Origin of the sequence: Nigerium massiliense, from assembly GCF_000826085.1 — a bacterium.
Lineage (GTDB): Bacteria > Actinomycetota > Actinomycetes > Propionibacteriales > Propionibacteriaceae > Propioniciclava > Propioniciclava massiliense.
Window position 1 is genome coordinate 1,066,390 of sequence record NZ_CCYM01000003.1, and the last position, 26,999, is coordinate 1,093,388.

Annotated in this window: 25 protein-coding genes and 1 pseudogene; 10 read left to right on the forward strand and 16 right to left on the reverse strand. The window is 69.1% G+C overall.

Features of this window, described 5'->3' with window-relative positions; genetic code table 11:
* Positions 1-12: 12 nt before the first annotated feature.
* The 4 genes from BN1187_RS11405 to BN1187_RS11420 form a co-directional block, all read right to left on the reverse strand.
* Complete coding sequence (locus BN1187_RS11405; protein WP_040163122.1) at positions 13-366, reverse strand: HesB/IscA family protein; 354 nt, start codon at positions 364-366, stop codon at positions 13-15.
* Between the two features lie 262 nt (positions 367-628).
* A complete protein-coding gene (locus tag BN1187_RS11410; protein WP_040161820.1) occupies positions 629-1,603 on the reverse strand; it encodes a glycerate kinase in 975 nt (324 codons plus the stop codon).
* Between the two features lie 4 nt (positions 1,604-1,607).
* Positions 1,608-1,898 (reverse strand): PspA-associated protein PspAA, encoded by a 291-nt coding sequence (gene pspAA, locus BN1187_RS11415; protein ID WP_040161822.1) that lies wholly within the window; start codon positions 1,896-1,898, stop codon positions 1,608-1,610.
* A 3-nt stretch (positions 1,899-1,901) separates the two neighbouring features.
* On the reverse strand, positions 1,902-2,750 hold the full coding sequence (locus BN1187_RS11420; protein WP_040161825.1) for a PspA/IM30 family protein: 849 nt from the start codon (positions 2,748-2,750) through the stop codon (positions 1,902-1,904).
* Positions 2,751-2,872: 122 nt separating this feature from the next.
* Between BN1187_RS11420 and BN1187_RS11425 the strand changes: the two genes are divergently transcribed.
* Together BN1187_RS11425 and BN1187_RS11430 are read left to right on the forward strand one after the other, a co-directional pair.
* On the forward strand, positions 2,873-3,439 hold the full coding sequence (locus tag BN1187_RS11425; protein WP_052462631.1) for a DUF3043 domain-containing protein: 567 nt from the start codon (positions 2,873-2,875) through the stop codon (positions 3,437-3,439).
* Positions 3,439-3,627 carry an SGNH/GDSL hydrolase family protein gene (locus tag BN1187_RS11430; protein WP_040161830.1) on the forward strand — a complete coding sequence of 63 codons (189 nt, stop codon included), beginning with the start codon at positions 3,439-3,441 and terminating at the stop codon, positions 3,625-3,627. The genes BN1187_RS11425 and BN1187_RS11430 overlap by 1 nt, the downstream gene beginning before the upstream one ends.
* 7 nt (positions 3,628-3,634) lie before the next feature.
* Here BN1187_RS11430 and BN1187_RS11435 read toward each other — a convergent pair whose 3' ends face one another.
* Both BN1187_RS11435 and gcvT read right to left on the reverse strand, forming a co-directional pair.
* Positions 3,635-3,958, reverse strand: coding sequence for a hypothetical protein (locus tag BN1187_RS11435; RefSeq protein ID WP_052462632.1), 324 nt, complete (start codon positions 3,956-3,958; stop codon positions 3,635-3,637).
* Positions 3,955-5,052 carry a glycine cleavage system aminomethyltransferase GcvT gene (gene gcvT, locus BN1187_RS11440; RefSeq protein WP_040161832.1) on the reverse strand — a complete coding sequence of 366 codons (1,098 nt, stop codon included), beginning with the start codon at positions 5,050-5,052 and terminating at the stop codon, positions 3,955-3,957. Before gcvT ends, BN1187_RS11435 begins: the two co-directional genes overlap by 4 nt.
* A 123-nt stretch (positions 5,053-5,175) precedes the next feature.
* Between gcvT and BN1187_RS11445 the strand changes: the two genes are divergently transcribed.
* The 7 genes and pseudogenes from BN1187_RS11445 to BN1187_RS11470 all read left to right on the forward strand — a co-directional run bounded on the left by BN1187_RS11445 (position 5,176) and on the right by BN1187_RS11470 (position 13,174).
* A complete protein-coding gene (locus tag BN1187_RS11445; protein ID WP_040161835.1) occupies positions 5,176-6,678 on the forward strand; it encodes a leucyl aminopeptidase in 1,503 nt (500 codons plus the stop codon).
* Between the two features lie 155 nt (positions 6,679-6,833).
* Positions 6,834-7,457, forward strand: a pseudogene (locus BN1187_RS14915) (biotin/lipoyl-containing protein); the annotation flags it as partial.
* A 70-nt stretch (positions 7,458-7,527) separates the two neighbouring features.
* Positions 7,528-8,790, forward strand: a complete 1,263-nt coding sequence (gene sucB, locus BN1187_RS11450; protein ID WP_235750662.1) for a 2-oxoglutarate dehydrogenase, E2 component, dihydrolipoamide succinyltransferase — start codon at positions 7,528-7,530, stop codon at positions 8,788-8,790.
* Positions 8,791-8,906: 116 nt separating this feature from the next.
* On the forward strand, positions 8,907-9,677 hold the full coding sequence (lipB, locus tag BN1187_RS11455; protein WP_082034668.1) for a lipoyl(octanoyl) transferase LipB: 771 nt from the start codon (positions 8,907-8,909) through the stop codon (positions 9,675-9,677).
* On the forward strand, positions 9,674-10,606 hold the full coding sequence (gene lipA, locus BN1187_RS11460; RefSeq protein ID WP_040161838.1) for a lipoyl synthase: 933 nt from the start codon (positions 9,674-9,676) through the stop codon (positions 10,604-10,606). The genes lipB and lipA overlap by 4 nt, the downstream gene beginning before the upstream one ends.
* Positions 10,607-10,630: 24 nt before the next feature.
* A complete protein-coding gene (locus BN1187_RS11465) occupies positions 10,631-11,395 on the forward strand; it encodes a DUF4191 domain-containing protein (RefSeq protein ID WP_040161842.1) in 765 nt (254 codons plus the stop codon).
* Positions 11,396-13,174, forward strand: a complete 1,779-nt coding sequence (locus tag BN1187_RS11470) for an ABC-F family ATP-binding cassette domain-containing protein (RefSeq protein ID WP_040161845.1) — start codon at positions 11,396-11,398, stop codon at positions 13,172-13,174. It abuts the gene before it with no gap.
* A 4-nt stretch (positions 13,175-13,178) separates the two neighbouring features.
* Here BN1187_RS11470 and BN1187_RS11475 read toward each other — a convergent pair whose 3' ends face one another.
* From BN1187_RS11475 to BN1187_RS11505, 7 genes are all read right to left on the reverse strand, one after another.
* Complete coding sequence (locus tag BN1187_RS11475) at positions 13,179-13,760, reverse strand: MFS transporter (protein ID WP_147675115.1); 582 nt, start codon at positions 13,758-13,760, stop codon at positions 13,179-13,181.
* Entirely contained in the window at positions 13,726-14,112 is a 387-nt protein-coding gene (locus BN1187_RS11480) for an MFS transporter (RefSeq protein WP_040161852.1), read from the reverse strand. Before BN1187_RS11480 ends, BN1187_RS11475 begins: the two co-directional genes overlap by 35 nt.
* A gap of 257 nt (positions 14,113-14,369) precedes the next feature.
* Complete coding sequence (locus tag BN1187_RS11485) at positions 14,370-16,184, reverse strand: ABC transporter ATP-binding protein (RefSeq protein ID WP_235750663.1); 1,815 nt, start codon at positions 16,182-16,184, stop codon at positions 14,370-14,372.
* Complete coding sequence (locus BN1187_RS11490; protein ID WP_218184644.1) at positions 16,181-17,545, reverse strand: ABC transporter permease; 1,365 nt, start codon at positions 17,543-17,545, stop codon at positions 16,181-16,183. Before BN1187_RS11490 ends, BN1187_RS11485 begins: the two co-directional genes overlap by 4 nt.
* Positions 17,542-19,068 carry an ABC transporter permease gene (locus BN1187_RS11495; protein WP_040161855.1) on the reverse strand — a complete coding sequence of 509 codons (1,527 nt, stop codon included), beginning with the start codon at positions 19,066-19,068 and terminating at the stop codon, positions 17,542-17,544. Before BN1187_RS11495 ends, BN1187_RS11490 begins: the two co-directional genes overlap by 4 nt.
* Before the next feature lie 135 nt (positions 19,069-19,203).
* Positions 19,204-21,030 (reverse strand): ABC transporter family substrate-binding protein, encoded by a 1,827-nt coding sequence (locus BN1187_RS11500; protein WP_040161858.1) that lies wholly within the window; start codon positions 21,028-21,030, stop codon positions 19,204-19,206.
* Between the two features lie 205 nt (positions 21,031-21,235).
* Positions 21,236-21,682, reverse strand: a complete 447-nt coding sequence (locus BN1187_RS11505; RefSeq protein WP_040161860.1) for an RDD family protein — start codon at positions 21,680-21,682, stop codon at positions 21,236-21,238.
* Between the two features lie 140 nt (positions 21,683-21,822).
* On the opposite strand from BN1187_RS11505, the gene glnA reads away from it, so the two are divergent.
* Entirely contained in the window at positions 21,823-23,253 is a 1,431-nt protein-coding gene (gene glnA, locus BN1187_RS11510) for a type I glutamate--ammonia ligase (RefSeq protein ID WP_040161863.1), read from the forward strand.
* A 423-nt stretch (positions 23,254-23,676) separates the two neighbouring features.
* Here glnA and BN1187_RS11515 read toward each other — a convergent pair whose 3' ends face one another.
* Genes BN1187_RS11515 through BN1187_RS14500 form a run of 3 tightly spaced genes read right to left on the reverse strand, consistent with a single transcriptional unit; the run spans position 23,677 to position 26,754 of the window.
* Complete coding sequence (locus tag BN1187_RS11515) at positions 23,677-24,522, reverse strand: sulfurtransferase (protein ID WP_040161866.1); 846 nt, start codon at positions 24,520-24,522, stop codon at positions 23,677-23,679.
* Positions 24,476-25,378: a sortase family protein gene (locus BN1187_RS14370; RefSeq protein WP_147675116.1), complete on the reverse strand. Its 903-nt coding sequence runs from the start codon at positions 25,376-25,378 to the stop codon at positions 24,476-24,478. Before BN1187_RS14370 ends, BN1187_RS11515 begins: the two co-directional genes overlap by 47 nt.
* Entirely contained in the window at positions 25,375-26,754 is a 1,380-nt protein-coding gene (locus BN1187_RS14500; RefSeq protein ID WP_052462633.1) for a hypothetical protein, read from the reverse strand. The genes BN1187_RS14370 and BN1187_RS14500 overlap by 4 nt, the downstream gene beginning before the upstream one ends.
* Positions 26,755-26,999 lie beyond the last annotated feature (245 nt).

A 26,999-nucleotide genomic window follows, 5' to 3' on the forward strand; every position in this document is an offset into this window, starting at 1 on the left:
ACCGGGTGTTGATCAGTGGAAGCTGTCGCCGCACGCGCAGGAACCCTGCGCATTCGGGTTGTCGATCGTGAAGCCCTGCTGCTCGATCGTGTCGACGAAATCGATCGTCGCGCCGGCGAGGTAGGGGGCGCTCATGCGGTCGGTGACCACGTTGACGCCGTAGTAGTCCTTCACGACGTCGCCCTCGAGCTGGCGGTCGTCCAGAGCCAGCTGGTAGCGCAACCCGGAGCATCCGCCCGGAGCGACAGAGATCCGCAGCGACAGATCGTCCTCCTGCTCGTTGGCGAGGAGGTCGGTGACCTTCTTGGCCGCGACCTCGGTGAGGATGATGCCGTCCGCGATTTCGGTCTGCTGGTCAACGCTCATGTTCTTCTCCACATCGAAGGTTTCAGTGGCCGCTCAACGGTGCCACCTGAACAGAATATTCCCCAGCCTCCGTGAGAAAAAGGCCAGGCTCGGTTCTTGGTGAAAGGGACGCCGCGGTCCGCCCGTCGAGGAGGAGCGACCAGGCGGGCACACCCGCATCCAGGGACGCCGACCGAACCGGCGGCGGAACCGGGGCCAGCGAGGACAACCCGGCGGCGTCGGCCCGCCTACGGCGTTGGCCTCCCACCGACAACTGTCGGTGTCACCACGTCCAGGTGCGGGCGACGCCGACGGTTCGCTCTGTCAGTTCGTCGGACGCCATCGCCTCGGCTCCGCCCACCGCGTGCGCGGCCTCGAGACCGAAGGTCCGCAGTTCGCGCGCGGAGACGTCCACCCGGCGCGCCACAGCGATGCACGGCCGCAACGCCCGCTCGGCCAGCCCGGACAGCTCGGCGACCACCGGGCCGCCGCGGTCGACGAACCCGATGGTGTCCGCGCCGGTGACGACGAGGTCGGCCTGAGCCGCGCTCCGGGACGCCCCGGCGACGTCCAGGCACAGGTCGACGCCGGTGGTGAGTTCGCCCCCCAGCCCCAGGACGGCCAGGCCGGCTCCCCCGGCGGCGCCCAAGCCGGGGCGGTCCGTGACGCCGAGGCGCGCGGCCAGCCCGGACAGGGCGGTGTCCACGGCGAGCATGTCCGCGGGGTCGGCGCCCGTTTCGCGCCCCCGCCGGGACGCCAGCCCGCGCAACCCGAGGAGCTGGTCGTCGCGCTGGGCGTCCGGGATGACGCCGATCAGCCGGGTGGTGCCCAGCAGCGCGCGCGCCGGGCCCAGGTCGAGCGCATCCAGCCCTTGCAGGCCGAGCGCCCCACCGGTCAAGGACGCCCCGGACGCGCCCAGCGCGGCCAGCAGCCCCGCGCCGCCGTCGGGGGCGTCAGTGCGGGTCAGATCAAGGACGAGAGCGTCGGGGCGCATTTCCAACGCCTCGCGCAGGACGCCGGCGTCCAGCCCCGAGGACGCGGTGGGCACGAACGCGGACGCCTGGGGCCCGCCGCCGTCCAGCACCGGTAACGGACGCCCGAGGGCGGCCAGAGCCGCGGCAAGTGCCTGCCCGCCCGACGCCGCCGGCACGACGGCGACGCCGGCCGCCCCGGCCCGGCGGAAGGCACGGCCCAGCGCGGTCCCGGCCTCGGCCGACGACAGGCCGCCGACGGCGTCCGTGCAGACGAGAACCCTCACCCGGTCAGCCGGGGATGAGCCCGTCGCTGGCGTCGTTCTCCGCGAGCCAGCGGCGAAGCTCGGCCAGGTCGGCGCCGGCGTCGGGGAGGATCAACTCGGAGTCGACGAGCGCGTCGTCGGGAACGGGGCGGGCGAGGGAACGGACCCGGTCGAGCAACTTCGTGAGCGCGGCGGTCAGCGCCTCCTGATCGGAGTCGGCGACGGCCCGTTCGACGATGTCGTCCAACTCGTTGAGCGCGTCGTGGTGGGCGTCGTCCAGTTCGAACTGGCCCTCACCGAGGATGCGAAGGATCATGCCTCAGCCCTCCCGCCGGTCGTCGCCCTGGACGGGCTGCTGGGCATCGGCGCTGCTGGGCTGCTCGCCGCCCTGCACCTGCTGCGCCGTGCCGGGAGCCTGCTGAGCGGTTCCCGGGGCGAGCTCGGGGGCGTCCTGCCGGCCGTCGCCGATGGCGACCGTCTGCTTCAGTGCGGCCAGTTCGTCCTCGACCTGCGAGCTGGACGCCATCGCGTCGAGTTCGCGGGTGATGTCGTCCTTCCCGAAGCCGGTCGGATCGTCCAGGGCGCCGGACGCGAGCAGCTCGTCGACCGCACCGGCGCGGGCCTGCATCTGGAGCGTCTTGTCCTCGGCGCGCTGGATCGCCAGGCCGACGTCGCCCATCTCCTCGCTCACGCCGCTGAACGCCTCGTTGACGCGGGTCTGCGCCTCGGCCGCGGAGTAGGTGGCCTTGATGGTCTCCTTCTTGGTGCGGAAGGCGTCCACCTTGGCCTGGAGCCGCTGGCTGGCGCGGACGAGCTTCTCCTCTTCCTCGGACAGCTGCGCATGTTGCGCCTGCAGGTCGCCCAGCTGCTGCTGCAGCCCGGACTTGCGGGTCAGCGCCTCGCGAGCGAGGTCTTCACGTCCCTGCTCGAGGGCCCGCTTGGCCGCGACGGTCATCTTGTCGACCTCGGCGTTCATCTGCTTGGCCTGAAGCTCGACGCGCTTGCGGCTGGTGGCGACGTCCGCAACACCGCGGCGCACCTTCTGCAGCAGCTCCAACTGGCGCTGGTAGGAGTAGTCCAGGGTCTGGCGCGGATCCTCCAACTTGTCCAGCGCTTGGTCAGTCTTCGCCGAGAAAATCGTCTTGAGTCGGTTGAACAGTCCGGCCATTCGAGTCGGGTCCTTCCATTGGGACATATAAGTCTGCGTGCCCAGCGTAGGCGGTCTTCTGTGCGAGGGGCATCCCCTAGACTAGGGAGGTCCAGTGCCGCACCGTTGTCGAAGGATCCGCCTTGCCCGCGTTCAAAGCCAAGAAGAATGAGGAGCCGCCCGTCGCCCCCGAGCGACCCGTCGAGCCCACCGGCCACAGCGGACCCGCCAAGAAGGACCACCCGACGCCCACCCGCCGCGAAGCCGAGGCGGCACGTCGTCAGCGGCTCAACCCCACGCTGTCGAAGAAAGAGATGAAGGCCCGCGAGCGCGCGAGCCGCGTCGCTCAGCGTCAGCGCGAGTACCAGACCGTGGACGCGACCCCGGAGCGTCAGCTGGTGCGTGACGTGGTCGACTCCCGGTTCAACATCGGCGAGATCGCGATGCCGCTCCTGCTGGTGCTGATGGCGGTCACCTTCATCCCCGCGTTCCTGCACTACGCGACGTGGGTCATCTACGGCATGTACGCGTTCCTGATCGTGATGGTCCTCGACTCGGTGCTGCTGTGGCGCCGCATCAAGCGGATGCTGGCGGAAAGGCTCCCCGACCGTCCCCGTCGCGGCCTCGGCATGTACATGTTCAACCGGCAGATGTCGTTCCGTCGCTGGCGTACCCCGGCGCCGCGCGTCAAGCGGGGGGACGACGTCTGATGGCCTTCACCTGGATCGCGGGCGACGCCGTGAACCCCTCCTACCGCTCCGGTGAGTTCCCCACGCAGGCCGACGCCGAGGCGTGGCTGACCGAGTCGTTCGACGACCTCCTCGAGGACGGCGTCGAGGCCGTCACGCTGCTGGACGGGGACAGCGTGGTCTACGGGCCGATGTCGCTGCGTCCCTGACGTCGGCTCACTCGGGACGCCCGGACCTCTTCCATTCGGTGGAGGCCAGCCACAAGCCGAAGCCGGCGGCGACCGCGCCGGCCCCTCCGACCACCGGCCGCGCGCTCTCGATGGTCGCGAGCCGCTGCTCGTAGCTCTGCGTGCGGTCCGGCTGATCGGCCTTGGCGCAGACGTCGCCGGGCCCCATCTCGACGCCGCGGCACCTGATGCTCGGGTGCGCCGCGAGGGTGAGAGCCCACAGCACGGCGGCCAGACCCACGAGCGCGAACGCCACGTGGGCCCAGAACTTCCCCGTCAGCCGTCGGCGCGTCGTGTGGGAGTCCAGGCTCACTTCTGCCGCACCTGCGGCTCGACGAGCGGGGGCTTCTCGACGGAGAACGGCTCCTGACGCCCCCGGATGTCGACCTTGACCGCGCTGCCGGGCAGCACGTCGACGTCCACCATCGCGAGCGCGATGCCGACGTTCAGCGTCGGCGAGAACGTCCCCGACGTCACGAAGCCGATCTCCTCGCCGGCGTCGTTCAGCACCTTCATGCCGGGACGCGGGATGCCGCGCCCGGCCGATTTCAGCGCGCGAATGCGCTGCTCGACGCCCTGGGCCTTGCGCTCCTTGAGCGCCTCGGAGCCCCAGAACTCGGGCTTGTTCCACCCGACGGCCCAGCTGCACTGGCCCTCGATGGGGTCGATGTCGAGGGACAGCTCGTGGCCGTGCAGGGGGTAGCCCATCTCGGTGCGCAGGGTGTCGCGCGCGCCCAGGCCACACGGCGTAATGCCTTCTGCGGCGCCGGCGTCCATCAGCGCGTCCCAGACGGGGCCGGCGTCCTCGGCCGGGATCATCAGCTCGTAGCCGCGCTCGCCGGTGTAGCCGGTGCGGCAGACGGTGACGTCCACACCGGCGATGGTGCCGCTGCGGAACTTCATGTAGTCATGGTCGACAGGCGCGCCGAGCGCGGCCAGCACTTCGTCGCTCTGGGGGCCCTGCACGGCCACCTTCGCGTAGACGGTGTGTTCGTTCGTGACCTCGATGGCGGCGGGCGCAGAGGACTTGAGCAGCTGGAGGATGTCGGCGTTGTTGGCCGCGTTGGGCACGCAGAACAGGTGGTCGTCGCGCACGAGGTAGACGATGATGTCGTCGATGACGCCCCCCATCCGGGTGCACGCCAGCGTGTACTGGGCCTGGCCCGGGCCGATCTTCTCCAGGTCGTTGGTGAAGCAGGTGTTGAGGAAACCGCGCGCGTTCGGCCCGACGACGCGGATGCCTCCGAGGTGGCTCACGTCGAAGATGCCCACGGCGGACCGCACCGCCTTGTGCTCGGCGACCACGGACGTGTACTGCAGCGGCATGCTCCAGCCGCCGAACTCAGCGAACTTCGCGCCGAGGGCCTCGTGGCGACTGTGCAGCGGGGACTTCCTCAGTTCTGGCATGCCGCGAACCTATCGCAGCAGACCCCACCATTTCAGCCATCCGGACGGTCCATTCGGGGTCGTCGGCCGCGGCGCGCGGTAGCCTCGGGGGCCGTGTACCGGTCGTCGCCGAAGGAGCCACCCGTGACCATCGCCTCATCCACACTGCCCCGCCTCGCCCTGGCATCGTCCGTCCCGCAGGACGCCGACGTGCTGGTGATCGGGATGACCTCGGCCGGCGGCACCGCCATCCTGTCGGGGACGAGCGACGTGCTCGAGAAGGCGCTCGCCGGCCGCTACGGGCAGCCGCTGGTGCAGGTCGCCGAGGGCGTCGGCGCGTCGGCCAAGCCGGGCACCACCGCGGTGTTGCCGGGCGACGGCACCACGCTCGTCGTCACGGGCCTCGGGGACGCCGACGTCACCCCCGAGGCCGTCCGTCGCGCCGCCGCCAACGGCGTCCGTCGCGCCGCGGAGCTGGCCGGCGACACCCCGCTGCGCGTGGCCGTCAGCCTGGACACCGCGGGGCCCGACGTCATCAAGGGCGCCGCCGAGGGCGCGCTGCTGGCGTCCTACCGCTTCGCCAAGGCGTCCGCCGAGCCGAAGCCCGCCCCGGTGCGGGCCCTCACGCTGGTGGCGCCTGCCGGGTCGGCGTCCAACCAGGCCGTGGGGCTCGCCCAGGTCGTCGCCGACGCGGTCTGCGCCGCCCGTGACTGGGTGAACGCCCCCGCGAACGAGCTCTACCCCGAGTCGTTCTCCGAGCTTGCCCGCCAGGCGGCCAAGGACGCCCGCATCGAGGTCGAGGTGCTCGACGAGAAGGCGCTCGCCCGCGACGGCTATGGCGGCATCCTCGGGGTCGGCCGCGGCTCGCAGCGCCCGCCGCGCCTGGTGCGCTACTCCTACAGCCCGCGCGGCGCGAAGTTCCACCTCGCGCTGGTCGGCAAAGGCATCACCTTCGACTCCGGCGGCCTCGATCTGAAGACCCCCGAGGGCATGTACACGATGAAGTCCGACATGGCGGGCGCCGCCGCCGTGCTGGCCGCGACCCGCGCGATCGCGCAGCTCAAGCTGCGGGTGAAGGTGACCGCCTACGCGTGCATGGCCGAGAACATGCCGTCGGGCAGCGCGTTCCACCCCTCCGACGTGCTGACGATGTTCGGCGGCAAGACCGTCGAGAACGCCAACACCGACGCCGAGGGACGCCTCGTGCTCGCCGACGGCATCGCCCGGGCGGCCCAGGACTCCCCCGAGCTCATCGTGGACGTGGCGACGCTGACCGGGGCCTGCATCGTCGCCCTGGGCGAGCGGACGTCCGGGCTGATGGCGAGCGACGACCAGACGGCCGACCATGTGCTCGAGGCCGCGGAAGCCGCGGGTGAGTCGTTCTGGCAGCTGCCGCTGCCCGACGGGATCACCGACAACCTGAAGTCCGACGTGGCGGATCTGCGGTCGTCCGGCACGACCCGGTACGGCGGCGCCCTGGTGGCCGCGGCGTTCCTGCGCGAGTTCGTGCCCGCCGACACCGCCTGGGCGCACCTCGACATCGCCGGGCCGTCGTGGAGCGACAAGGTCTACGACTACGTGGCGAAGGGCGGAACCGGGGCTGCGGTCCGCACGCTGGTGGCGCTGGCCCAGTCGCTGCAGAACTGATCCCGCGGGTGGGGCGCCGTCGTCCGATCGGGCGCGCCGCCTCACCTGGCTCCTCGCGTCCGGCCGGACGGGAGGAGCGGGACGAAATCGTCCCCAGCGGGCTAGGCTGAACCCCGAGTCCGCTACTGGCTGTCATCGAAGAAGGAGCCCGATCAATGTCGACACCCGTTCCCCTGCCCGCACTGGGCGAAAGCGTGACCGAAGGAACCGTCTCGCGATGGCTCAAGCAGGTCGGCGACCGCGTCGAGGCCGACGAGCCGCTGGTCGAGATCTCCACCGACAAGGTCGACACCGAGATTCCCTCGCCCGCGAGCGGCGTGGTTCTCGAGATCTTGGTGCAGGAAGATGACACGGCCGAGGTCGGCGCCGTCCTTGCCACCATCGGCGACGAGAACGAGGCGCCCGCGGGCGGCGACGAGCCCGCCGAGGGCGACGCCGCGTCCGAGCCGGCCGCGCCGTCCACCGAGCAGGACGAGCCCGTCGCCGCCGACGGAGAGCAGAAGGCACCCGCCGAGGCGGACGAGGCTGCCGAGCCGACCGAGACGGACGAGGCCGCTGAGCCCGCCGAGGAATCGACGCAGGCGGCGCAGCCCGCGTCCTCCGGCCCCGCCGAAGGCACCGAGGTGACGCTGCCCGCGCTGGGCGAGTCCGTCACCGAGGGCACCGTCTCGCGCTGGCTGAAGGAGATCGGCGACGAGGTCGAGGCGGACGAGCCGCTGGTGGAGATCTCCACCGACAAGGTCGACACCGAGATCCCGTCGCCGGCGTCCGGCACGCTGCTCGAGATCCGCGTCCAGGAGGACGAGACCGCCGACGTGGGCGCCGTCCTCGCGATCATCGGCGCCGCCGGTGCCGCGCCGTCCGACAGCGGCGAGTCCAGCGACTCCCCGGCCGAAGAGCAGGCCGCCCCCGCTGAGGAGACCAGCGAGCCCGCGGCCGAGCCGTCCGACCCGAAGACGGACGCCGCCGAGGCGGCCGAGCCGGCCGAGACGGAGAAGGCACCCGAGAAGCCGGAGCCCAAGGAAGAACCGAAGCCCGAGCCCAAGCCCGCGCCGGAGGCCCCCAAGCCCGCCCCGAAGGGGGCTCCCAAGCCCGCCCCCGAGGCCCCGAAGCCGGCCGCCCCGCGGGCCGCCGAGGGCGGCCGGCTTCGGGGCCTCGGGGGCGGGCTTGGGCCCGCGGGCCGCCGAGGGCGGCGACGCGACGTACGTGACCCCGCTGGTGCGCAAGCTCGCCGCCGACAACGGCGTCGACCTGGCCACCGTCCAGGGCTCCGGCGTCGGCGGACGCATCCGCAAGCAGGACGTCCTGGACGCCGCCGAGGCCGCCAAGAAGCCGCAGGCTCCCGCGGCGGCTCAGTCTGCGCCGTCGGCTCCCGCGCCGCAGTCGGCGAAGGCCGGCACGACCGAGAAGGTCACCCGCCTGCGCGCCACGATCGCCCGCCGCATGAAGGAGTCCCTGGAGGTCTCGGCGCAGCTGACCGCCACCGTCGAGGTAGACCTCACCGCGATCTCGCGCATCCGCGCGCAGGTCAAGGACGACTTCAAGGCCCGCGAGGGCGTTTCGCTGTCGTACCTGCCCTTCATCTCGAAGGCTGCGGTCGAGGGCCTGCGCCAGTTCCCGAAGCTGAACGCGACGATCGACACCGAGGCCGGCCAGATCACCTACGCGGCCAGCGAGGACCTGGGCATCGCCGTCGACACCGAGAAGGGCCTTCTCGTCCCGGTGATCAAGGACGCCGGCGACCTCACCGTAGCCGGCCTCGCGAAGCGCATCGGTGACCTCGGTGCCCGCACCCGGGCCAACAAGGTCGGCCCCGACGAGCTGACCGGCGGCACGTTCACCATCACCAACTACGGCTCGGCCGGCACCCTGATGGACACGCCGATCATCAACCAGCCGCAGGTGGCGATCCTGGGCACCGGCGCGATGGTCAAGCGTCCGGTGGTCATCAGCGATCCGGAGTTGGGCGACATCATCGCGGTCCGCGACATGATGTACCTCTCGCTCACCTACGATCACCGGCTCGTGGACGGCGCCGACGCGGCCCGCTACCTGAGCTTCGTGAAGGCCCGCCTCGAGGAGGGCGAGTTCGGAGCCGAGTTCGGCCTGTGATCCACGGCTGAGAACGCAGCGAGCCGACGGGGCGTCCGGGACACCGGGCGCCCCGTCGCCGTGACCGGCTTCCGACAAGGCCCGGGCCGGACGCGAACCGGGGGTAGGGTGCGCCCGTGACCTCCACGCAGCAATCCACCGACCACCCCGCCCCTCAGACCGCCGCGCCGGCCGACTCGTCCCTTGGCCCGGCGCTGGAGTTCGAGTACGTCGGCCTCGAGACCGACCCGCCGGCCCAGTCGGACTACCAGGAGCTGTGGGACTACCAGCGCGCCGTGCACGCGCGGGTGAGCGCGGGCGAGATTCCCCCGCGGGTGTTGTTCGTCCAGCACTCCCCCGTCTACACAGCCGGACGCCGCACGCTGCCCGAGGAACGTCCGTTCGACAACACCCCCGTCGTCGACGTGGACCGCGGCGGCAAGATCACCTACCACGGCCCCGGCCAGCTCGTCGGCTACCCGATCATCCCGCTGCCGCGGCGCATCGGCCCGCTGGGCTACGTCCGCCGCGTCGAGGAGGCGCTGATCCGCTGCCTGGCCGACTTCGGCGTCCACGGCATTCGGGTGGACGGCCGCACCGGCGTCTGGCTGCCCGCGACGTCCAGCAGGCTGGAACGCAAGATCGCCGCCATCGGCATCCGCGTCTCGCGGCAGACGGCGATGCACGGCTTCGCGCTCAACGTCGCCGCGGGCAGCACCGGCCCGTTCCACAACATCGTCCCCTGCGGCATCTCGGACGCCGACGTCACGTCCCTGCAGGACGAGACGGGCGTCGTCCCGCCCAGCCTCGCCGCGATGGGCCGTCGGCTCGAGCCGTACCTGACCGAGTTGCTGGCCTGGCAGCCGTACGAGCCGCTCGGCGGTTCGACCGGTAGGATGGAGCGGTGACTGACACCACTTCGGGACGCAAGCTGCTTCGCATCGAGGCGAAGAACGCGCAGACCCCCATCGAACGCAAACCCTCGTGGATCAAGACGCGTGCGACCATGGGCCCGGAGTATCGCGACATGCAGCAGCGGGTGAAGGGTGCCGACCTCCACACGGTGTGCCAGGAGGCGGGCTGCCCCAACATCTTCGAGTGCTGGGAAGACCGCGAGGCGACGTTCCTCATCGGCGGCGACCAGTGCACGCGCCGCTGCGACTTCTGCCAGATCGCGACCGGACGCCCGAGCGGCTACGACAAGGACGAGCCCCGCCGCGTCGCCGAGTCGGTCCGCGAGATGGGCCTGCGCTACGCCACCGTCACCGGCGTCGCACGCGACGACCTGCCGGACGGGGCGTCGTGGCTGTACGCCGAGACCTGCCGGCAGATCCGCGAACTCAACCCGGGCACCGGCGTCGAGTTGCTGGTCGACGACTTCCGCGGTGAGCGCTCGGCGCTCGAGACGGTGTTCGACGCCCGCCCCGAGGTGTTCGCGCACAACCTCGAGACGGTCCCCCGTATCTTCAAGCGCATCCGGCCGGCCTTCAGCTACGAGCGGTCGCTCGGCGTCATCACGCAGGCCCACGAGGCGGGGCTGGTCACGAAATCGAACCTGATCCTCGGCATGGGCGAGGCCCCCGAGGAGGTCAGCGAGGCCATGGTCGCGCTGCGCGACGCCGGCACCGATCTGCTGACGATCACGCAGTACCTGCGGCCGTCCCCGCTGCACCACCCGATCGACCGCTGGGTCACGCCGACGGAGTTCGCCGCGTTCGAGGACGAGGCCAAGGGCCTCGGCTTCGCCGGCGTGCTGAGCGGCCCGCTGGTCCGATCGTCCTACCGAGCCGGCCGCCTGTACCGTCAGGCGGTCGAGGCCCGCACGAAGTCCCACTGAGCCGACCCGAAACACGGAGAGACGATGGCAAGCGAGAGGGCCAAGCAACTGGCCGCGAAGCAGAAGGCCGAGCGAAAGGCCGCCAAGCTTCGCAAGAAGAACAGCGACAATCCGCAGGACTGGAGCCGCACCCGCCAGATGGTCGAGGTGTACAAGCGCACCCGCGAGGTCGACCCGAAGCTCGACCTGTGGGTCATCGGCTCCGGCGTGCTCACCGCCGTCGTCGCCGCCACGGTCGCGATCCTGACCGGCGCGGCCTGGTGGGCGTGGGTGCCGCTGGCCCTCGTGCTCGGCCTGCTCGTCTCGATGCTCGTCCTCACCAACCGCGCAAAGAAGGGCGCCTTCAGCCGCTACGCGGGGCAGCCCGGGTCCGCCGAGGTCGCGCTCTCGATGCTGAACAAGAAGAAGTACTCCTACGACCTGGGGGTGGCCGCCACCCGGCAGATGGACATGGTGCACCGCGTGGTCGGCCCCTGCGGCATCGTGCTGGTCGGCGAGGGTCAGGCCAACGGCGCCCGCCAACTGCTCAACCAGGAGGCGCGCAAGCACCAGCAGGTGGCCTACGGGGTCCCCGTCACGACGCTGATGATCGGCGACGGCGACAAGCAAGTGAAGCTGTCGGAGCTGCAGAAGCACATCGAGAAGATGCCGAAGGTCATGGACGCCGTGAAGCTCAACGAGGTGCAGTCGCGGCTGCGCGCTCTCGACGCCGTCCGGCCGAAGGCCCCCGTGCCGCGGGGGCCGCTGCCCTCGCCCAAGGGCGTCAACCGCGCCATGCGGGGCCGTTGATTGGCGAACATCGTCAACGCCGAGCACCTCGGCAAGTCGTACGGCACCCGGATCCTCCTCGATGACGTCTCCCTCGGCCTGGCCACGGGGGATGTCATCGGCGTCGTCGGGCGCAACGGCGACGGCAAGACGACGTTGCTCTCCCTGCTGACCGGGCGTATCGAGCCGGATTCCGGGACGGTCACGAGGTCCGCGGGGGCGTCCATCGGCTACCTGGCCCAGACCGACGACTTCGCTGCCGACGCGACCGTGCGGGACGTCATCGTCGGCGGGAGACCCGACCACGTCTGGGCGTCCAACGCGCTGTCCCGGTCGATCGTCGAGCACCTCCTGGACGGAGTCGATCTGGACGGCCGCGTGGGGGACTTGTCCGGCGGCGAGCGGCGCCGTACCGCCCTGGTCGCGATCATGCTGGGTGGCCACGACCTGATCGTGCTGGACGAGCCCACGAACCACCTCGACGTCGAGGCTGTCTCCTGGCTCGCCGACCACCTCAACGAACTGCGCGCCGGCGGCACGGCGATGCTCATCGTCAGCCACGATCGCTGGTTCCTGGACGCCGTCTGCACCCGCGTCTGGGAGGTGCACGACGCCACCGTGGACGCCTACGACGGCGGGTACGCGGCCTACGTCCTGGCCCGCGTGGAGCGCCAGCGGCAGGCCGCCGCGAACGAGGCGCGCCGCAAGAACCTCGCCCGCAAGGAGTTGGCCTGGTTGCGCCGCGGCGCCCCGGCCCGGACGTCGAAGCCGCGCTTCCGCATCGAGGCCGCCAACTCGCTCATCGCCGACGAGCCCGAACCGCGCGACCGGCTGGCACTGAAGCAGTTCTCCGTCACCAGGCTCGGCAAGGACGTCATCGACCTCGCGCACGTCGACCTCGACCTGCCCGGCGGCCGGAACCTGCTGCGCAACCTCACCTGGTCGATCGGCCCCGGCGACCGCATCGGCATCGTCGGCGTCAACGGGTCGGGCAAGTCGACGCTCCTGCGGCTGATGGCCACGGAGCAGGAGCCGACCCGCGGGCGGGTCAAGCAGGGTGCGACGATCCGGCTCGCGCACCTGTCCCAGGCCGTCACCGAGCTCGACGACACCGAACGCGTCCTCGATTCGGTGAACCGGTTGCGCCGCGAGACCCAGCTGGCGACCGGTCGGGAGGCGTCCGCCTCGCAGCTGTTGGAGGAGTTCGGCTTCACCGGCGACCGGCTCGTGACGCGCATCGGCGAACTGTCGGGCGGGGAACGCCGCCGGCTGCAGTTCCTGCGGTTGCTGATGGGCGAACCCAACGTGCTCCTGCTCGATGAGCCCACCAACGACCTCGACATCGACACCCTCAACGTCATCGAGGACTATCTCGACTCCTGGCCCGGCACCCTCATCGTGGTGTCGCACGACCGCTACTTCCTCGAGCGGGTCTGCGACGTCACCTACGCCCTCATGGGCGACGGAAGCTGCGTGCTACTGCCCGGCGGCGTCGACCAGTACCTCGAGCACCGCCGCCGGCAACCGTCCGCGGTGACGTCCAACGCGCCAAGCGAGTCCGACCGAGCGTCCGCGGGACCGTCGGCGGCCGAGACCCGCCAAGCCAAGAAGGAGCTTGCGCGGCTCGAGTCGCAGCTCGCCAAGCTCGGTCAGCGCATCGAGCGCGTGCACGGTCAGATGGCCGAACACGCGTCCGACTACGGCAAGCTCACCCAGTTGCAGAGCGAGCTGACGGCCCTGACCGACGAGAAGGACGGCCTCGAAGTCGCCTGGCTCGAGGCCGCCGAGACCCTCGACTAGGTGGTCAGCTGGGTTCTTGGATCACGGCTTCGCTTCGCCGAACGCGAAGCATCACCGCGGCTGCAGGCAACTGCACGAGGGCCGAGGCCACCAGCGCCGTCGCCACCCCGGCGAGCTTGGCCAGCGCACCGAAAGAGGGCCCACCGATTACCTGGCCGAGGGCGTCGGCCTGACTCATCGCCGAGAGGGTCGTGGCACGCGTCTGGCTCTCCAGATTTCGGTTGAGCCACGCGCGACGCACAGGTGCCGCCAAGGCCATGACCGCTTCCCGCAGCCATCGGAACCCCAACGCCATCCATAACCACGGAGCCAAGGCGAAACCGACGACACACAGGACCTGCACGAACAACATTCCAGCCATGACTCGGGACGGGTGCTCCGCGTTCAGGGCCTTTGAGACGTAGCGATTGGCCAACCGGCTGGCCCCCAACGAAACGGCCGACCCGACGAGCGCGAACAAGCTGAACCATGTCGCCGAGTCGGACAAGACCCCCAGCTCGGGCAGGTGGAACTCCCGCAGCACCAGGTCCGCCCACAGGCGATCGAACACCTCACTCGTGATACCGGCCAGCAACGAGATCAGCATGAAGGAGCGAGGTGAACGTGTAGCCCACACCCCAGACGACGTTGCCGAGCGCGATCGTCCAGAAGAGCGGCACGGCGGTGATGAGAACGCCGACGCCGAGCAAGGCGATCCCGACGATGACCGACAGCCGTCGGGAGTGGATGTCCGCGACGATCCCTGTCGGAATCTCTGCCAGGAAGCAGGATGCCTCCAAGATCGTCCCGATCAGGACGAGCTGGAATGGGTCCAGGTGGGCGACCTCAATCTGGTAGACGAGGCCCAAGGTGAAGGCGACCGCCCAGATGAAAGCCTGGCCGGCCTCGATGATCAGAAAGATGCGGCCCGCTGAACCGCGAAGCAATGCGATGCTCACGAGGGATTCCTCTGCGTGGAACGTGGTTTCAGCCCCAGCGCACGACACGATTGCCGGTGAGCCGCATGGGACAGACCGTTCGGGACCTCAGACGCTCACACAGCCCGTGGTGGTCTCACGGGAGAGCAGTCAGGGAGCATCTGGCACTCAGGAAGGGATCCGCATGGTCACATGGTAACTGAGGGTCGAGGTGCCCTAGACGCGTCCCCTAGTCGCGTCCTCGGCAGGCCGACGATCGGCCGGCCGAGGCCTCGAGGTCAGCTGACGATGTGCTCCTGCTCGATGATCGCGTCCCGAAGCTCGCGGCGCTTCTTCTGCTCGGCCGGGTCGGGGACCGGCACGGCCGAGAGCAGGCGCTGCGTGTAGGGGTGCTGCGGGCGGTGGACGATGTCCTCCGTCGGCCCCACCTCCACCAGGCTGCCGAGATGCATGACGGCCACCTGGCTGGACACCTGCTCGACCACCGCGAGGTCGTGGCTTATGAACAGGCACGCGAAGCCGCGCTCCGCCTGGAGTCTCCGGAACAGGTCGAGGACCGTCGCCTGCACCGAAACATCCAGCGCGGACGTCGGTTCGTCGGCGATGAGGAGCCTCGGGTTCAGCGCCAGCGCCCGGGCGATACCGATGCGCTGCCGCTGACCGCCGGACAGCTCGTGCGGGTAGCGGTTGCGCATCGCGCGCGGCAGTTGGACGGAATCGAGCAGCGCCTCCACCCGACGGGACAGCTCCTGGCCCTTGAGCTGCTCGTGCAGATAGATCGGCTCCCCGATCGACTCACCCACCGGAAGGCGCGGATTCAGCGAGGAGCCGGGATCCTGGAAGACGATGCCCACCTCCTTGCGGAAGGGGTGCAGGTCTTTGCCCTTGGCGTGGGTGATGTCGCGGCCGGCCACCGACAGTTTGCCGCCGCTGACCGGGAGCAGGGCCACGGCTGCGCGTCCGATGGTGGTCTTCCCGGAACCGGACTCCCCCACGAGGCCGACGACCTCGCCCGGGTCGAGGCGCAGGTTGATGTGCCGCGCCGCGGTGAAGGCCGGACGCCGGCCCTGCTTCGGATAGGTGATCTCGACGTCCTCCAGCAGCAGCGCCGGGGTGATGGACGAGTCGCCGTCGCGCAGCGGGACGGGCTGGTCCTCACGCTCGATCAACGTCGCCGGACGCCCCTCGGTCGCCTCCACCTCGGTGCCCAGGTGAGGCACGGACGCCAGCAGCTGGCGCGTGTACGGGTGCTCGGGACGATTGAAGATCTGGTCGGCGGTCCCGTGTTCGACGACGCGGCCGTCCTTCATCACGATGATGCGGTCGGCCATGTCGGCGACGACGCCCATGTCGTGCGTGATCAGGATGATGCCCGCGTTGACCCGCTCGCGCAGCTCGCGCATGAGCTTGAGGATCTCGGCCTGCACGGTCACGTCGAGCGCGGTGGTGGGCTCGTCCGCGATGAGCAGCTTCGGGTCGCAGGCCAGCGCCTGGGCGATCATGATGCGCTGCCGCTGGCCGCCGGAGAGCTGGTGCGGGAACTTGTTGAAGCTGTCCTCAGGATCGGGGATCTCCACCAGCCGCATCAGCTCCAGCGCCCGCTCCTTGGCGGCCGAGGGGGCCATCAGGAAATGCGTGCGCAGCGTCTCGACGATCTGGAAGCCGACCGTGTAGACGGGGTTGAGCGCCGTCATCGGCTCCTGGAAGATCACGGAGATCTCGTTGCCGCGGACCTCCCGCATTTTGCTCTGCGGCATGCCGACGAGCTCGGTCCCCTTCAGCTTCGCCGACCCGGTCGTGCGCCCGTTGGCCGGGAGCAGGCCCAGCAGGCTCATGGACGACTGCGTCTTACCGGAGCCGGATTCCCCCACGATCGCCAGCACCTCGCCGGCCCGCAGGTCGTAGTTGATGTGCTCGGCCGCCACGAACCACTCGTCGCCGACCCAGAAGTTCACGCTCAGATCCCGGACCTCCAGGATCACGTCGCCCTTCTTGACCTCGCCCCCGGTCGCCCGGGACAGCTTGATGGAGCCGTCGAACGCGCTCCCGCGCTTGCCCTGGCCATCCCCGGACGCGCCTGCTGCGGTGCTCACTTCGTTTCCTCCTCGGTCGTTCGGGACGCCCCAGCGGCGGTGGCGCCGGAACCGGCCGTCGCGCCGCCGGCCGGCTCCAGCTGCGCGGCCGCCTTCGCCATCTTGCGCGCGGACGGGATCTTGCGCATCCGCGGGTCGAACGCATCACGAAGGCCGTCGCCGATGAAGTTCACCGACAGCGCCAACAAGATGATGAACACGCCGGGCCACCAGAACAACCACGGCCGGGTCGCGAACGCGCCCTGGTTGACCGAGATCAGCCAGCCGAGCGAGATGTTCGGCGGCAGGATGCCGAAGTTCAGGAACGACAGCGCGGCCTCCAGCGTGACGGCTGAGCTCATCAGCAGCGTCGTGTTGACGATGATGACGCCGACCGCGTTGGGAAGCATGTGCTTGGTGATGATGCGCCAGTTGCTCGCGCCGGCCACGCGGGCCGCGTCCACGAACTCCCGCTCGCGCAGCGACATGAACTCCGAGCGCACCAGGCGGGCCAGGCCCGTCCACAGGATGCAGCCGAGGGCGATCGACAGCAGCAGCGGCATGTTGTTCGTGATGGCCAGCGTCTGCTCCGGGGTCGCGTTGAACCGGATCGGCAGGATCCCGACGAGCTTGCCCAGCACGGCGCCGAGCACGATGACCGGCAGGGTGATGACCAGGTCGGTGAAGCGCATCAGGATCTGGTCGAGGCGGCCGCGGAAGTAGCCCGCCAGCGACCCGATGGTCACGCCGATGACCAGCGCGATGAAGCTCAGGCAGAACATGACGAACAGGGACGTCTGGACGCCCTTCATGACCAGGGCGAAGCTGTCCCGGCCGATGTCGTCCTGGCCGAAGGGGTGCTCCCCGATCGCGAAGGAGGTGGCGCCCCCGATCCCCGGGATTTGCAGGGTCGGGCTACCGCCGTTGACGACGTTGTTGGGTCGCATGTAGTCCTGGAACGGCCACAGCCCCGGGATCGGACCCAGGCCCATGGCGAGGATCGAGAGCAGGGCGACCAGCGTGAGCGTCACCAGGCCGAAGATCGCGCCACGGTGCCGGATGAAGCGCCGCCAGACGATCTGGCTCTGGGACAGGCCTTCCACCTCTTTGGCCTGGCCGACGCCCTCGCCGCGGCCGTGCGCGTCGGTCTCCTCGACGGCGAAGTCGCCGTCGGCGGCCTCGGCGGTGCGCAGCGGGCCCGACGGGGCCGCGCCGCCGCGCACCGGATCGTCGCCGAGGATGCGGTCCCCCATCTCGCCATCGTCGTAAACGCGCTCGTCGCGGCCGGAGCCGGCGGCGTCCTCGTCGATCGGGCCGGGCCCAACCCGACGCTCGTCCTCGGGAAGTTCGCCGGGACGGGGGGTCGTGTTGTCGTTGCTCATGCGTTCACCCGAATCCTGGGATCGATGATGGCGTAGAGGAAGTCGGCCACAAGGTTGGCGATCATCGCCAGCCCGCCAGTGATCATGATGTAGATCATCACCGGGTCGATCTCGCTCGCCGACAGCGCCTGGACGAACATACGACCCATGCCGGACCAGCCGAAGATGGTCTCCGTCAGCACTGCGCCACCGATGAGGCTGATGAAGTCGACCGGGACGATCGAGGCCAGCGGCATCAGCGCGTTGCGCAGCGCGTGCCGGACGATCACGACGCGCTCGGAAAGACCCTTGGCCCGCGCGGTGCGGATGTAGTCCTGGTTCAGCACCTCGAGCATCGCACCGCGCTCGTAGCGGGTGTAGGTGGCGAAGGAGATGACGACCAGCGCGATCGTGGGCAGCAACAGGTGCGTCCACTTGTCGAGCTGGGTGATCCAGTAGTCGCCGCCGAGATTGGGGGTCGCCGCGCCGATGGTGGCGATGGGACGCCCGCCGATCACGCTGGCGTTCGAGTACAGCTGCCAACCCTGCAGCACGCGGTCGGTGTAGATCGCCACCGAGGCGAAGATCGCGACGACGGCGGCGGTCCGCATCGAGACCGCTCGGTCGGGACCGCCGAACGCCCAGCCGATGAGGAGCGCCACAAGAACGGCGACGATCAGCAGCCCCACCGCGATCAGGTCGGACATCGGCACGTAGTAGAAGAACCACTGCATCGGGATGTACAGCACGGCCCCGACCACCGCGGTGGTGAGACCCGCGTACAGCGCGCGCCTGTTGTTGATGCCCGCGAAGATGACGGCCATCGCCACCGCGGCGGCGAGCCCGATGACCAGCGTGCCGATCAGGCCGAAGCCTGGGTGCTCCACCCAGCCGGACAGCAGCGCGTAGGCGAGCACCGCGAGCGAGACGGCGAACGCAGACACGAAGACGATCACCTTGCGCTTGGCGTTGCCGCCGAGGACGCCCGCCCAGAACAGACCGGAGACCACCGAGAGGACGAGCACGGCGGGCCAGTTCACCTGGGGGTTGTTCAGGTAATCGTTGACGCCGATCGCCAGGAACTGCTTGAGCAGCACGGCGAACCAGAAGATCGGGAGCGCGTACAGCACGAAGGCGATGAAGGTGATCGTGTAGTCGAAGGCCGTGTACTGCCGCAGCGCCGAGATGACGCCGATGGTGACGCCCAACAGGAGGGCGATGACGGTCGCGGCGAACACGAGCTGGACCGAGGTGGCGATCGCACCACCGAGCATCGAGCGCACGGGCTGGCCGGTGCGCCACGCCTCACCGAAGTCGCCCTGGAGGACCCCCGTCAGCCAATCCCACCAGCGCGCCGGCCACGGCACGTCCAGCTTCAGCTGCCGGATGCGCGTCTCGATGAGGAACTCACGGTTGAGCGCGGGGCTCTGGCGCAGATCGTCGAGCGGATCCATCGCGATGTTGAGCAGCCCATACATCAAGAACGAGAGCAGGAAGAGGATGGCGAGCGCCAGCCCTAGACGGCGCGCCAGGAATCTGATCATGAGGTACCCCGAGACGAACGGTGATTGGTCGAGCCCGAACAGGCGAAACGTTGGTCACCCGGCTCGCTGGCGGGGCTGCTGCCCCGCCACCGGTTCGCGACGGACTGCCGGGTGACCAACGCCTCACTCAGCGATTCAGAGCTTCCACTCCCAGTAGTTCCAGAAGTAGGTCGGCGACAGCGGGATCGAGCTCACGTTCTGCAGCTTCTTGCTCACGCCGGTCACCTCCGGGAACTGGTAGATGGACAGGCCGAAGGCATCCTGCACCAACTGCTTCTCGACGTCGTTCAGGATCGTCTTCTGCTGAGCCGGATCCGTGGCCACCTGCAGCTCGTTCAGCTTCCCGTCGACCGCCTTGCTGGAGTAGCCGCCGTAGTTGTTCTGGCCCTTGGTGCGGAAGTTCGCGTCGGATTCGGACACGCCCGTGCTGGTGGACTGCCAGCCGAACAGCGAGGCATCGTACTGCTTGTTGTTCGGCAGCATCGTGCTCCAGTCCTTGCTGCCCTTGTCTACGATCTTGAAGCCGGCCTGCTCGGCCGACGCCTTGATCAGCTGGTACTCCTGCTGGCGGCGCGTGTTGTTGTTCGCGTAGAGCAGGCGCACGCTCGGCGCGGTGACGCCGGCCTGCGACAGCAGCTGCTTGGCCTTGTTCACGTCGGCGGAATCGCCGTACATCGCCTTCATGCCGTTGTTCGCCTCGGCGTCGGCGTAGTTGGGCGAGCCCGGGACCACCGCGAGCGAGTTACGGACGGTGGCGTCCGGGTTGAGCGGCTTGATGATCTTGTCGACGATGTCCTGGCGCGGGATCGTCTGCAGGAAGGCCTGGCGAACCAGCTTCGCCTTGTTGGCGTCTCCGCCGTAGGTCTTCGGATCGAACGGACCGCCGTTGTTGAACACCATGTCGACGTGCTCGTACGTGGCACCCTGACCGGACAGGACGTTCACCGAGTCGCCCAGGCCCTCGAGCTGCTTCTTGATGTCGGCGGTCGCCTGCGGCTGGGTGACGAGCACCTCGCCGTTCTGCAGCGCCTGGACGGACGCCTGCGGGTCATCGATGAAGCGCACCGTGATGGTGTCGATCGAGACCTTGTGGTCGCCCTTGTAGTTCGGGTTCTTCGTGACGGTGATGTACTGGTTCTCCTTGAGGTCGGAGATCGTGTACGGGCCGTTGCTGACGACGAGGTCCTTGTCGGCGGGCATGTTGACGAAGTCGAAGCTCTTGTTCCAGACGTTGGAGAGCTTCGCGAGCGCGGCGTTGTCCTTCTTCTGGAAGGCGTCGATCACCGCCTGCGCGGCCTGGGTCGGGTCGTTGACGCCCAGGGCCTTCTTCGCGACGATGTGCGCCGGCAGACCCGTCGGCTGCATCGCCAGCGTCTCCCAGTCGACGAACGGCTTGGAGTAGGTGAAGGTCACGGACTTGTTGTTGTCGCCGATCTCCGGGAAGGCCTTGATCAGCGCGTAGCCGGGGCTGGACGCGTTGAAGAACACGTTGGACCCGGTGTTGTCGGCCTTGACGTTGCCCTCGTCGTCGGTGGCGGCCTCGTAGGTGTTGAAGTTGCTGGAGTTGGCGGCCCACTGCATGACGACGTCGGCGGCGGTGACGGGCGTGTTGTCCGACCAGGTGGCCGTGTCGGCGAGGGTGATCTTCACCTTGAGCGGGTTGTCGGAGACCTTCTCGTACTTCGCGAACCCGGGGTTCTGTACGTACTTGAGATCTTGGTCGTAGTGGGAGGCCCACTCGTTCGTCAGGTACTTGATGTTCGCGTTGACCACGTTGTTACCCGACGACGTGTCGTTGTTGTACGAGTAGAACGGCTGGTTCCACGCGACCGTGGCGACCTGCTGGTTGTTGATGGCGGACTGGCCCCCGCCTGCGGGCGTGGTGGGACCACTGCAGCCGGCGAGCGCGAGGGCGCCGGCCGCCACGGCGGCAGCCGCGGCAAGAAGCTTTCGGTTACTCAAGATTCCTCCATGTGAATCGATCAGCCTGTCGACGAACGAAGATCCGCTCCTCCGCAGTCCCCGTCAGTCTGAGTGTCGCGTCGAACGAGCGCACAGGTCGTAGCGTCACGTCGGAAACCCCCGCGAGCGAGCTCAGAACGCTACGCCCAACCTATGTGGGCCAATAATGCATCAAACCCCGTTGTGCGCCTACTGATTGTGCAGATCAGGCGCTGCGGGGTTTATTCACTCGCGACCGCCTGTTAACGACGACCGTGCCCAAAAGGATGTCGTCCAACGCCCTCCGGTCGGCCCCGACGATGAGCGCCGGCAGGACGAGACAGACGAGCGCCGACCGCACGATGGCACGCCACCATTCCACGGGGCGTCCGTCCACCCTCACGACGCCGACGCCGGAGAGGAGCTGCCCGACGCTGCTGCCGCTCGCCGCGGTGAGGAGCGCCTTCTGCACGAAGAAAACCGTGAGGATCATCCAGCGAAGCCACCCGCCTGCGCTCAGCACCCCCGGGCCGAAGAGCAGCAGCGCCACCGCCATGCTCACACCCCAGTCGACGAGCAGCGCGCCGACCCGCGAACCCCAGGACGCCAGCGATCCGCGACCTGACTCGGGCAGACCGAGATCGCGGCCAGGGTACGGTTCGGGCGCGGACATCCCGGACAGCGTACCCAGGACGCCGCGCGCCGGGGGTATACCGGGGCCTCCGTGTAACTTCGCTGAAACAACTCCGCAACGGCGCGGTGACGTGCTGCCCTTAGCGTCGGACCTGTTTAGACCAGACCACTGGAGGAAAGATGTTCCAATCTGCCGACGAGCTGTTGGCCTTCGTCAAGGACGAGAACGTCGAGACGATCGACGTCCGCTTCTGCGATCTCCCCGGAGTGATGCAGCACTTCACGATCCCGGCCGCGTTCCTCGAGCCCGATCTCTTCGAGGAAGGCCTCTCGTTCGACGGCTCGTCCATCCGCGGGTTCCAGAAGATCCACGAGTCGGACATGACCCTGCTGCCCGACGTGACGACGGCGTACCTCGACCCGTTCCGCAAGTCGAAGACCCTGGTGATGAACTGGTTCGTGCACGACCCGCTCACCCACGAGGCGTACAGCCGTGACCCGCGCAACATCGCGCGCAAGGCGGAGGCGTACCTGCAGTCGACCGGCATCGGCGACACCGCGATGATGGGCCCCGAGGCCGAGTTCTACGTCTTCGACTCGGTGCGCTTCGACACCACCGCGAACGCCGGCTACTACTTCATCGACTCCGAGGCGGGCGCCTGGAACACCGGCGTCGAGCACGAGGCCGACGGCCGCTCGAACCGCGGTTACAAGGTGCGTTACAAGGGTGGCTACTTCCCCGTCCCGCCGGTCGACCACTTCAGCGAGCTCCGCGACGACATGGTGCGTCACCTGCAGGACGCCGGCCTGACCATCGAGCGTGCGCACCACGAGGTGGGCACCGCCGGCCAGGGCGAGATCGCGACCCGCTTCGCGACGCTGCTCACGGCCGCCGACAACTTGATGAAGTACAAGTACATCATCAAGAACACGGCCTGGGAGGCGGGCAAGACCGCGACCTTCATGCCGAAGCCGATCTTCGGCGACAACGGCTCGGGCATGCACGTCCACCAGTCCATCTGGAAGGGTGGCGAGCCGCTCTTCGCCGACGAGGCGGGCTACGCGGGCCTGTCGGAGACCGCCCGTTACTACATCGGCGGCATCCTCCACCACGCCCCCGCGCTGCTGGCCTTCACCAACCCGACCGTGAACAGCTACCACCGTCTCGTCCCCGGTTTCGAGGCCCCCGTGAACCTCGTCTACAGCTCCCGCAACCGCTCCGCCTGCATCCGCATCCCGATCACCGGCCCGAGCCCCAAGGCCAAGCGCATGGAGTTCCGCTGCCCGGACCCGTCCGCCAACCCCTACCTCGCTTTCTCGGCCATGCTGCTGGCGGGCCTCGACGGAATCCAGAACAAGATCGAGCCCCCGGCCCCGATCGACAAGGACCTCTACGAGCTCCCGCCCGAGGAACACGAGGACATCGCGACCGTGCCGGCGTCCCTGGAAGCCGCCCTGGACGCGCTCGAGGAGGACCACGAATTCCTGCTCGCGGGTGATGTCTTCACGTCCGACCTGATCGACACCTGGATCGAGATGAAGCGCGAGGACATCAACGCGATCCGCCTGCGCCCGCACCCGCACGAGTTCGAGATGTACTTCGATCTGTGAGCGACGCCCCTCGTCCGCCAGGGATATCGGGCTCTTGAGCCCGCACACGGTCCGCACGATCAGCCAACGCACCAGCGACAGGCGCTCGTGCGGACCGTGCTTGTCCGGACGCACGTGGCCTGGGCGCTCCGCCGCTTCGGCGCCGCGAACCGGGCTCGGCGCGGCGGACCTCACGTCCCCGAGACGGGGTTCACCGACCGAAGACACCACCAAGGACCAGCGGCACCAAAGTACTAGTACTAACGTCCCTATAAATGAGGACGGTTTCCATCACGCTCCGCCCCAACCGGGCGGCTACGCTAGTCAAAGTCAGCAGACGGGGGGATCGCACTGCTGACCTGTCGCCATGGACCGGGCGACCATTCGGCCGGGATGGGTTTCGGGGGAAGCCCATCCCGGCTTCTCTGTCGCCAGGCGCCGTCGTCAGCTGGGGTCGTTCGGCGTCAGCGGACGCGGCCGCTCCCCCGGTTCGGCGCCGGTCGCGACCGGACGCTCCGTGTTGACGTACTGCGACCACGAGCCCGGGTAGAGCCGGCCGCGTCCCAGCCCCGCGTACTCCATCGCCACGAGGTTGTGGCATGCGGAGATGCCGCCGCCGCAGTAAGAGACCACGCGCGAAGCGTCGTCCACGCCGAGCTTCTCGAACCGCTCCGCCAACTCCTGCGGCGCGCGGAAGCGGCCGGAGGCGAGATTCTGCGAGGCCGGCGCGCTGACGGCCCCCGGGATGTGGCCGGAGCGAGCGTCGGGGTCGTCCTCGCCGGTGTACGCGGTGGTGGGCCGGGCGTCCAGGACGAGGTCTTGCTGGGCGGCGTCGTCGATGGTGGCGAGGTCGGCGGGCTGCCACGGCCGGATCGAGAAGTCGCCCGGCTGGACGCCCTCGAGGACGCCGCTCTGCAGCGGGCCGTCGTAGGCCTCGATGCCGCCGTCGAGGACGGCCGCATCCACGCCGATCATGCGCAGCATCCACACCAGGCGGGCGGCGAACATGCCCCCGGCGTCGTCGTAGGCGACGACCGTGGAGTCGTTGGAGATGCCCGCCCGGCGCATAGCCTCGGCGAACACCTGCGGGGTCGGCAGCGGGAACCGGCCCATCCTCGGGTCGGACGGTCCCGCCAGGTCGGCCGCCAGGTCGATGAAAGCCGCCCCCGGGAGGTGCCCGTGGACGTACGCGTCGCGCCCCGACCTGCCGTCGAAGTAGTAGCGCACGTCGGCGACGACGGCGTCAGGGTGATCGGTGAGCCACGATGCGGAGACCACGGGAGGGACCATGCCCCCACTCTAGTGAGGACCGTCGGAGCTGACGCCGCCCGCCCATCACAAGTGGGCGAACCTTTGCGAGGGCGACGTCGCGAAAGCCCCGGGGCAGTCGCGTGACCGACAGTGTTGACCCCGCCCCGGGGCGCTTCGCGGAAGCTCGGGCGTCGACCTGAGCGGTGATGACGTAGTTGAAGGCGGTTCGGCGTCCGTTCTCCAGATAGCAGCTCACCCAGACCAGCCGGCCGGGGTGGACGCCCCAGCTCTCCTGATCGGTGGCGAACTGATCGCGAGCGACGGCACGGGCGCTGGTGACCGTGTACTGGAGCCGTCCGCGCTCGAGGCCGATGGTGAGCCGGTCTCCCCGCTTCACCGCTCCGGACAGCTTGTTGCAGGGAACCTCGTCCGCCGACCGTTTCGAATTCGTGTGGCAGGCGAAATAGGCGGTGTCCGCTGCGTCGGCCGCGGGGGCGACCCCACGGTCGGCGATCCAGAACAAGTGCGAGAAATCGGGTGGATGAATAACGCCCGAGGTCCCGATCGTCATCATCGGGGTGTCAGAGCGATATCCCTGAGCGGGCAGTTCCGCATAAACCGGACGACCCATGTTCGTGACGTCGTTCTGCTTTGCTCGCGCCGCACTGCTGCCGCCGGCCGGTGTCGGGTCCGTGGATTTTCTGGACGTTACGCCAGCGGACCCTTGAGCCGGAATGACCGTCGCGGTGTCGCCCGCGTCGGCGGTGACACCAGGAGCTTTCCCGGAACCGGGCACGACGGAGAAGATCTCCTCCGCCGTGCCGGGGTTCCCGGTCAGCAGCCACATTCCGGTCAGCAGCAGGAGGGCGGCGACGATGCGCCGCCCCCAGATCACTTGCGGCGGCGACCGAGGGTGAGGACGCCCGCGCCGCTCACCAGCGCGACCATCCCGAGCAGGCCGGCGGCCGACACGGCGTCGGTGTCACCGGTCTCCGCGGCGACACCCCGGTTGCCCGGGTCCACCAGCGTGACGACCGAGCTCCGCTGCGGCTCCTTCGGAGTCTCGACGCTGACGAGAACCGTGTGCTCCTTCTGCGTGGGCACGGTCACGACGGTCGAGGAATGCTGGGACGCGGGCGCCTCGGGCTTGGGAGTCTCCGGCTTCTCCGGCTTGGGGGTTTCCGGCTTTCCCGGCTTGGGAGTCTCCGGCTTTCCCGGCTTGGGAGTCTCCGGCTTCGGCGACTCCGGCTTCGGCGACTCCGGCTTCGGCGACTCCGGCGCAGGAGTCTCGGGGCACGGCTTGTCCGGCTTCGGCTCCTCAGGCTTGGGAGTCTCCGGCGCAGGAGTCTCGGGGCACGGCTTGTCCGGCTTCGGCTCCTCAGGCTTGGGAGTCTCCGGCGCGGGAGTCTCGGGGCACGGCTTGTCCGGCTTCGGCTCCTCAGGCTTGGGAGTCTCCGGCGCGGGAGTCTCCGGGCACGGCTTGTCCGGCTTCGGCTCCTCAGGCTTGGGAGTCTCCGGCGCGGGAGTCTCCGGGCACGGCTTGTCCGGCTTCGGGGTCTTGGGCTTGTCACAATCGCCCTTGTGATGGCCCTTGTGGCCGGGCTTGTCGCAGTCGCGCTTGTGGTGGCCCTTGTCGCACTCGCCCTTGTGATGGCCCTTGTGGCCGGGCTTGTCGCAGTCGCGCTTGTGGTGGCCCTTATCGCGGCCGCCCTTGTCGCACTCGCCCTTGTCGTGACCCTTGTGGCCCGGCTTGTCGCAGTCGTCCTTGCGGCCGCCCTTGTCGCCGTGGTGGTCCTTCGAGCCCCTGTCGCCCTTGTCGCCGTGTTCGCCGTGTTCGCCGTGGCGACCGTCGTCGCCCTTCGAACCGTCCCGGTCCTTCACGTCGCGGCCACCCTTGGAGCCCTTGTCACCGGGCTTGCCGTGGTCGTCCCGGGAGCCCTTGTCACCGGGCTTGCCGTGGTCGTCCCGGGAGCCCTTGTCGTCCCGGGAGCCCTTGTCGTCCCGAGAGCCCTTGTCGCCGCGGGAGCCTCGGTCACCCTTGGAGCCGTCGCGGTCCCTGGCGTCCTTGTCGCCCTTGGCGCGCTGGTCGTCCTGCTTGTCGTTTGATCCCTTGTCGCCGGCCGACAGCTTGTCGGGCGCGCTGTCCGCGGGACGCTGCGCCGGCATGTCCCGACCGACGTGCACCGTGCCGGGCTCGCTGACGGACGTCGCCGAGCGCTCGGTCCCCGCGTGGTGGCCGGCGGCGATCGCCATGGTCGGGTTCAACGCCATCAAACCGCCGATCGACATCGACACGGCAGCGGTAGCGGACAGCGCAAATTTGCCAAAAGAGTTGGCACTCATTGTGAATTCCCCCCGGAAATATGTGGTCCAGATTCCCCTAGAACTCCCCAGTAATAGGAAAAATCTGCCGCACTTGGTCGTGGTGCGGTGCCCTCAGTATTCCCGAGGCGCAATGACCCTCGCAAGCAGTTTGCGACAAAAAGTCGCTAAAGTCGCCCCCAGGGGTGACACCC

What these genes read in the sequence shown, in the direction of transcription:
- BN1187_RS11405 (WP_040163122.1), bottom strand. Translation starts at nt 366, where the DNA reads ATGAGCGTTGACCAGCAGACCGAAATCGCGGACGGCATCATCCTCACC.
- BN1187_RS14500 (WP_052462633.1), bottom strand. Translation starts at nt 26,754, where the DNA reads ATGGCGTTGAACCCGACCATGGCGATCGCCGCCGGCCACCACGCGGGG.
- BN1187_RS11505 (WP_040161860.1), bottom strand. Translation starts at nt 21,682, where the DNA reads ATGTCCGCGCCCGAACCGTACCCTGGCCGCGATCTCGGTCTGCCCGAG.
- BN1187_RS11420 (WP_040161825.1), bottom strand. Translation starts at nt 2,750, where the DNA reads ATGGCCGGACTGTTCAACCGACTCAAGACGATTTTCTCGGCGAAGACT.
- BN1187_RS11475 (WP_147675115.1), bottom strand. Translation starts at nt 13,760, where the DNA reads ATGCTGATCTCGTTGCTGGCCGGTATCACGAGTGAGGTGTTCGATCGC.
- BN1187_RS11430 (WP_040161830.1), top strand. Translation starts at nt 3,439, where the DNA reads ATGGCCTTCACCTGGATCGCGGGCGACGCCGTGAACCCCTCCTACCGC.
- BN1187_RS11495 (WP_040161855.1), bottom strand. Translation starts at nt 19,068, where the DNA reads ATGATCAGATTCCTGGCGCGCCGTCTAGGGCTGGCGCTCGCCATCCTC.
- pspAA (WP_040161822.1), bottom strand. Translation starts at nt 1,898, where the DNA reads ATGATCCTTCGCATCCTCGGTGAGGGCCAGTTCGAACTGGACGACGCC.
- BN1187_RS11490 (WP_218184644.1), bottom strand. Translation starts at nt 17,545, where the DNA reads ATGAGCAACGACAACACGACCCCCCGTCCCGGCGAACTTCCCGAGGAC.
- gcvT (WP_040161832.1), bottom strand. Translation starts at nt 5,052, where the DNA reads ATGCCAGAACTGAGGAAGTCCCCGCTGCACAGTCGCCACGAGGCCCTC.
- BN1187_RS11465 (WP_040161842.1), top strand. Translation starts at nt 10,631, where the DNA reads ATGGCAAGCGAGAGGGCCAAGCAACTGGCCGCGAAGCAGAAGGCCGAG.
- BN1187_RS11515 (WP_040161866.1), bottom strand. Translation starts at nt 24,522, where the DNA reads ATGGTCCCTCCCGTGGTCTCCGCATCGTGGCTCACCGATCACCCTGAC.
- glnA (WP_040161863.1), top strand. Translation starts at nt 21,823, where the DNA reads ATGTTCCAATCTGCCGACGAGCTGTTGGCCTTCGTCAAGGACGAGAAC.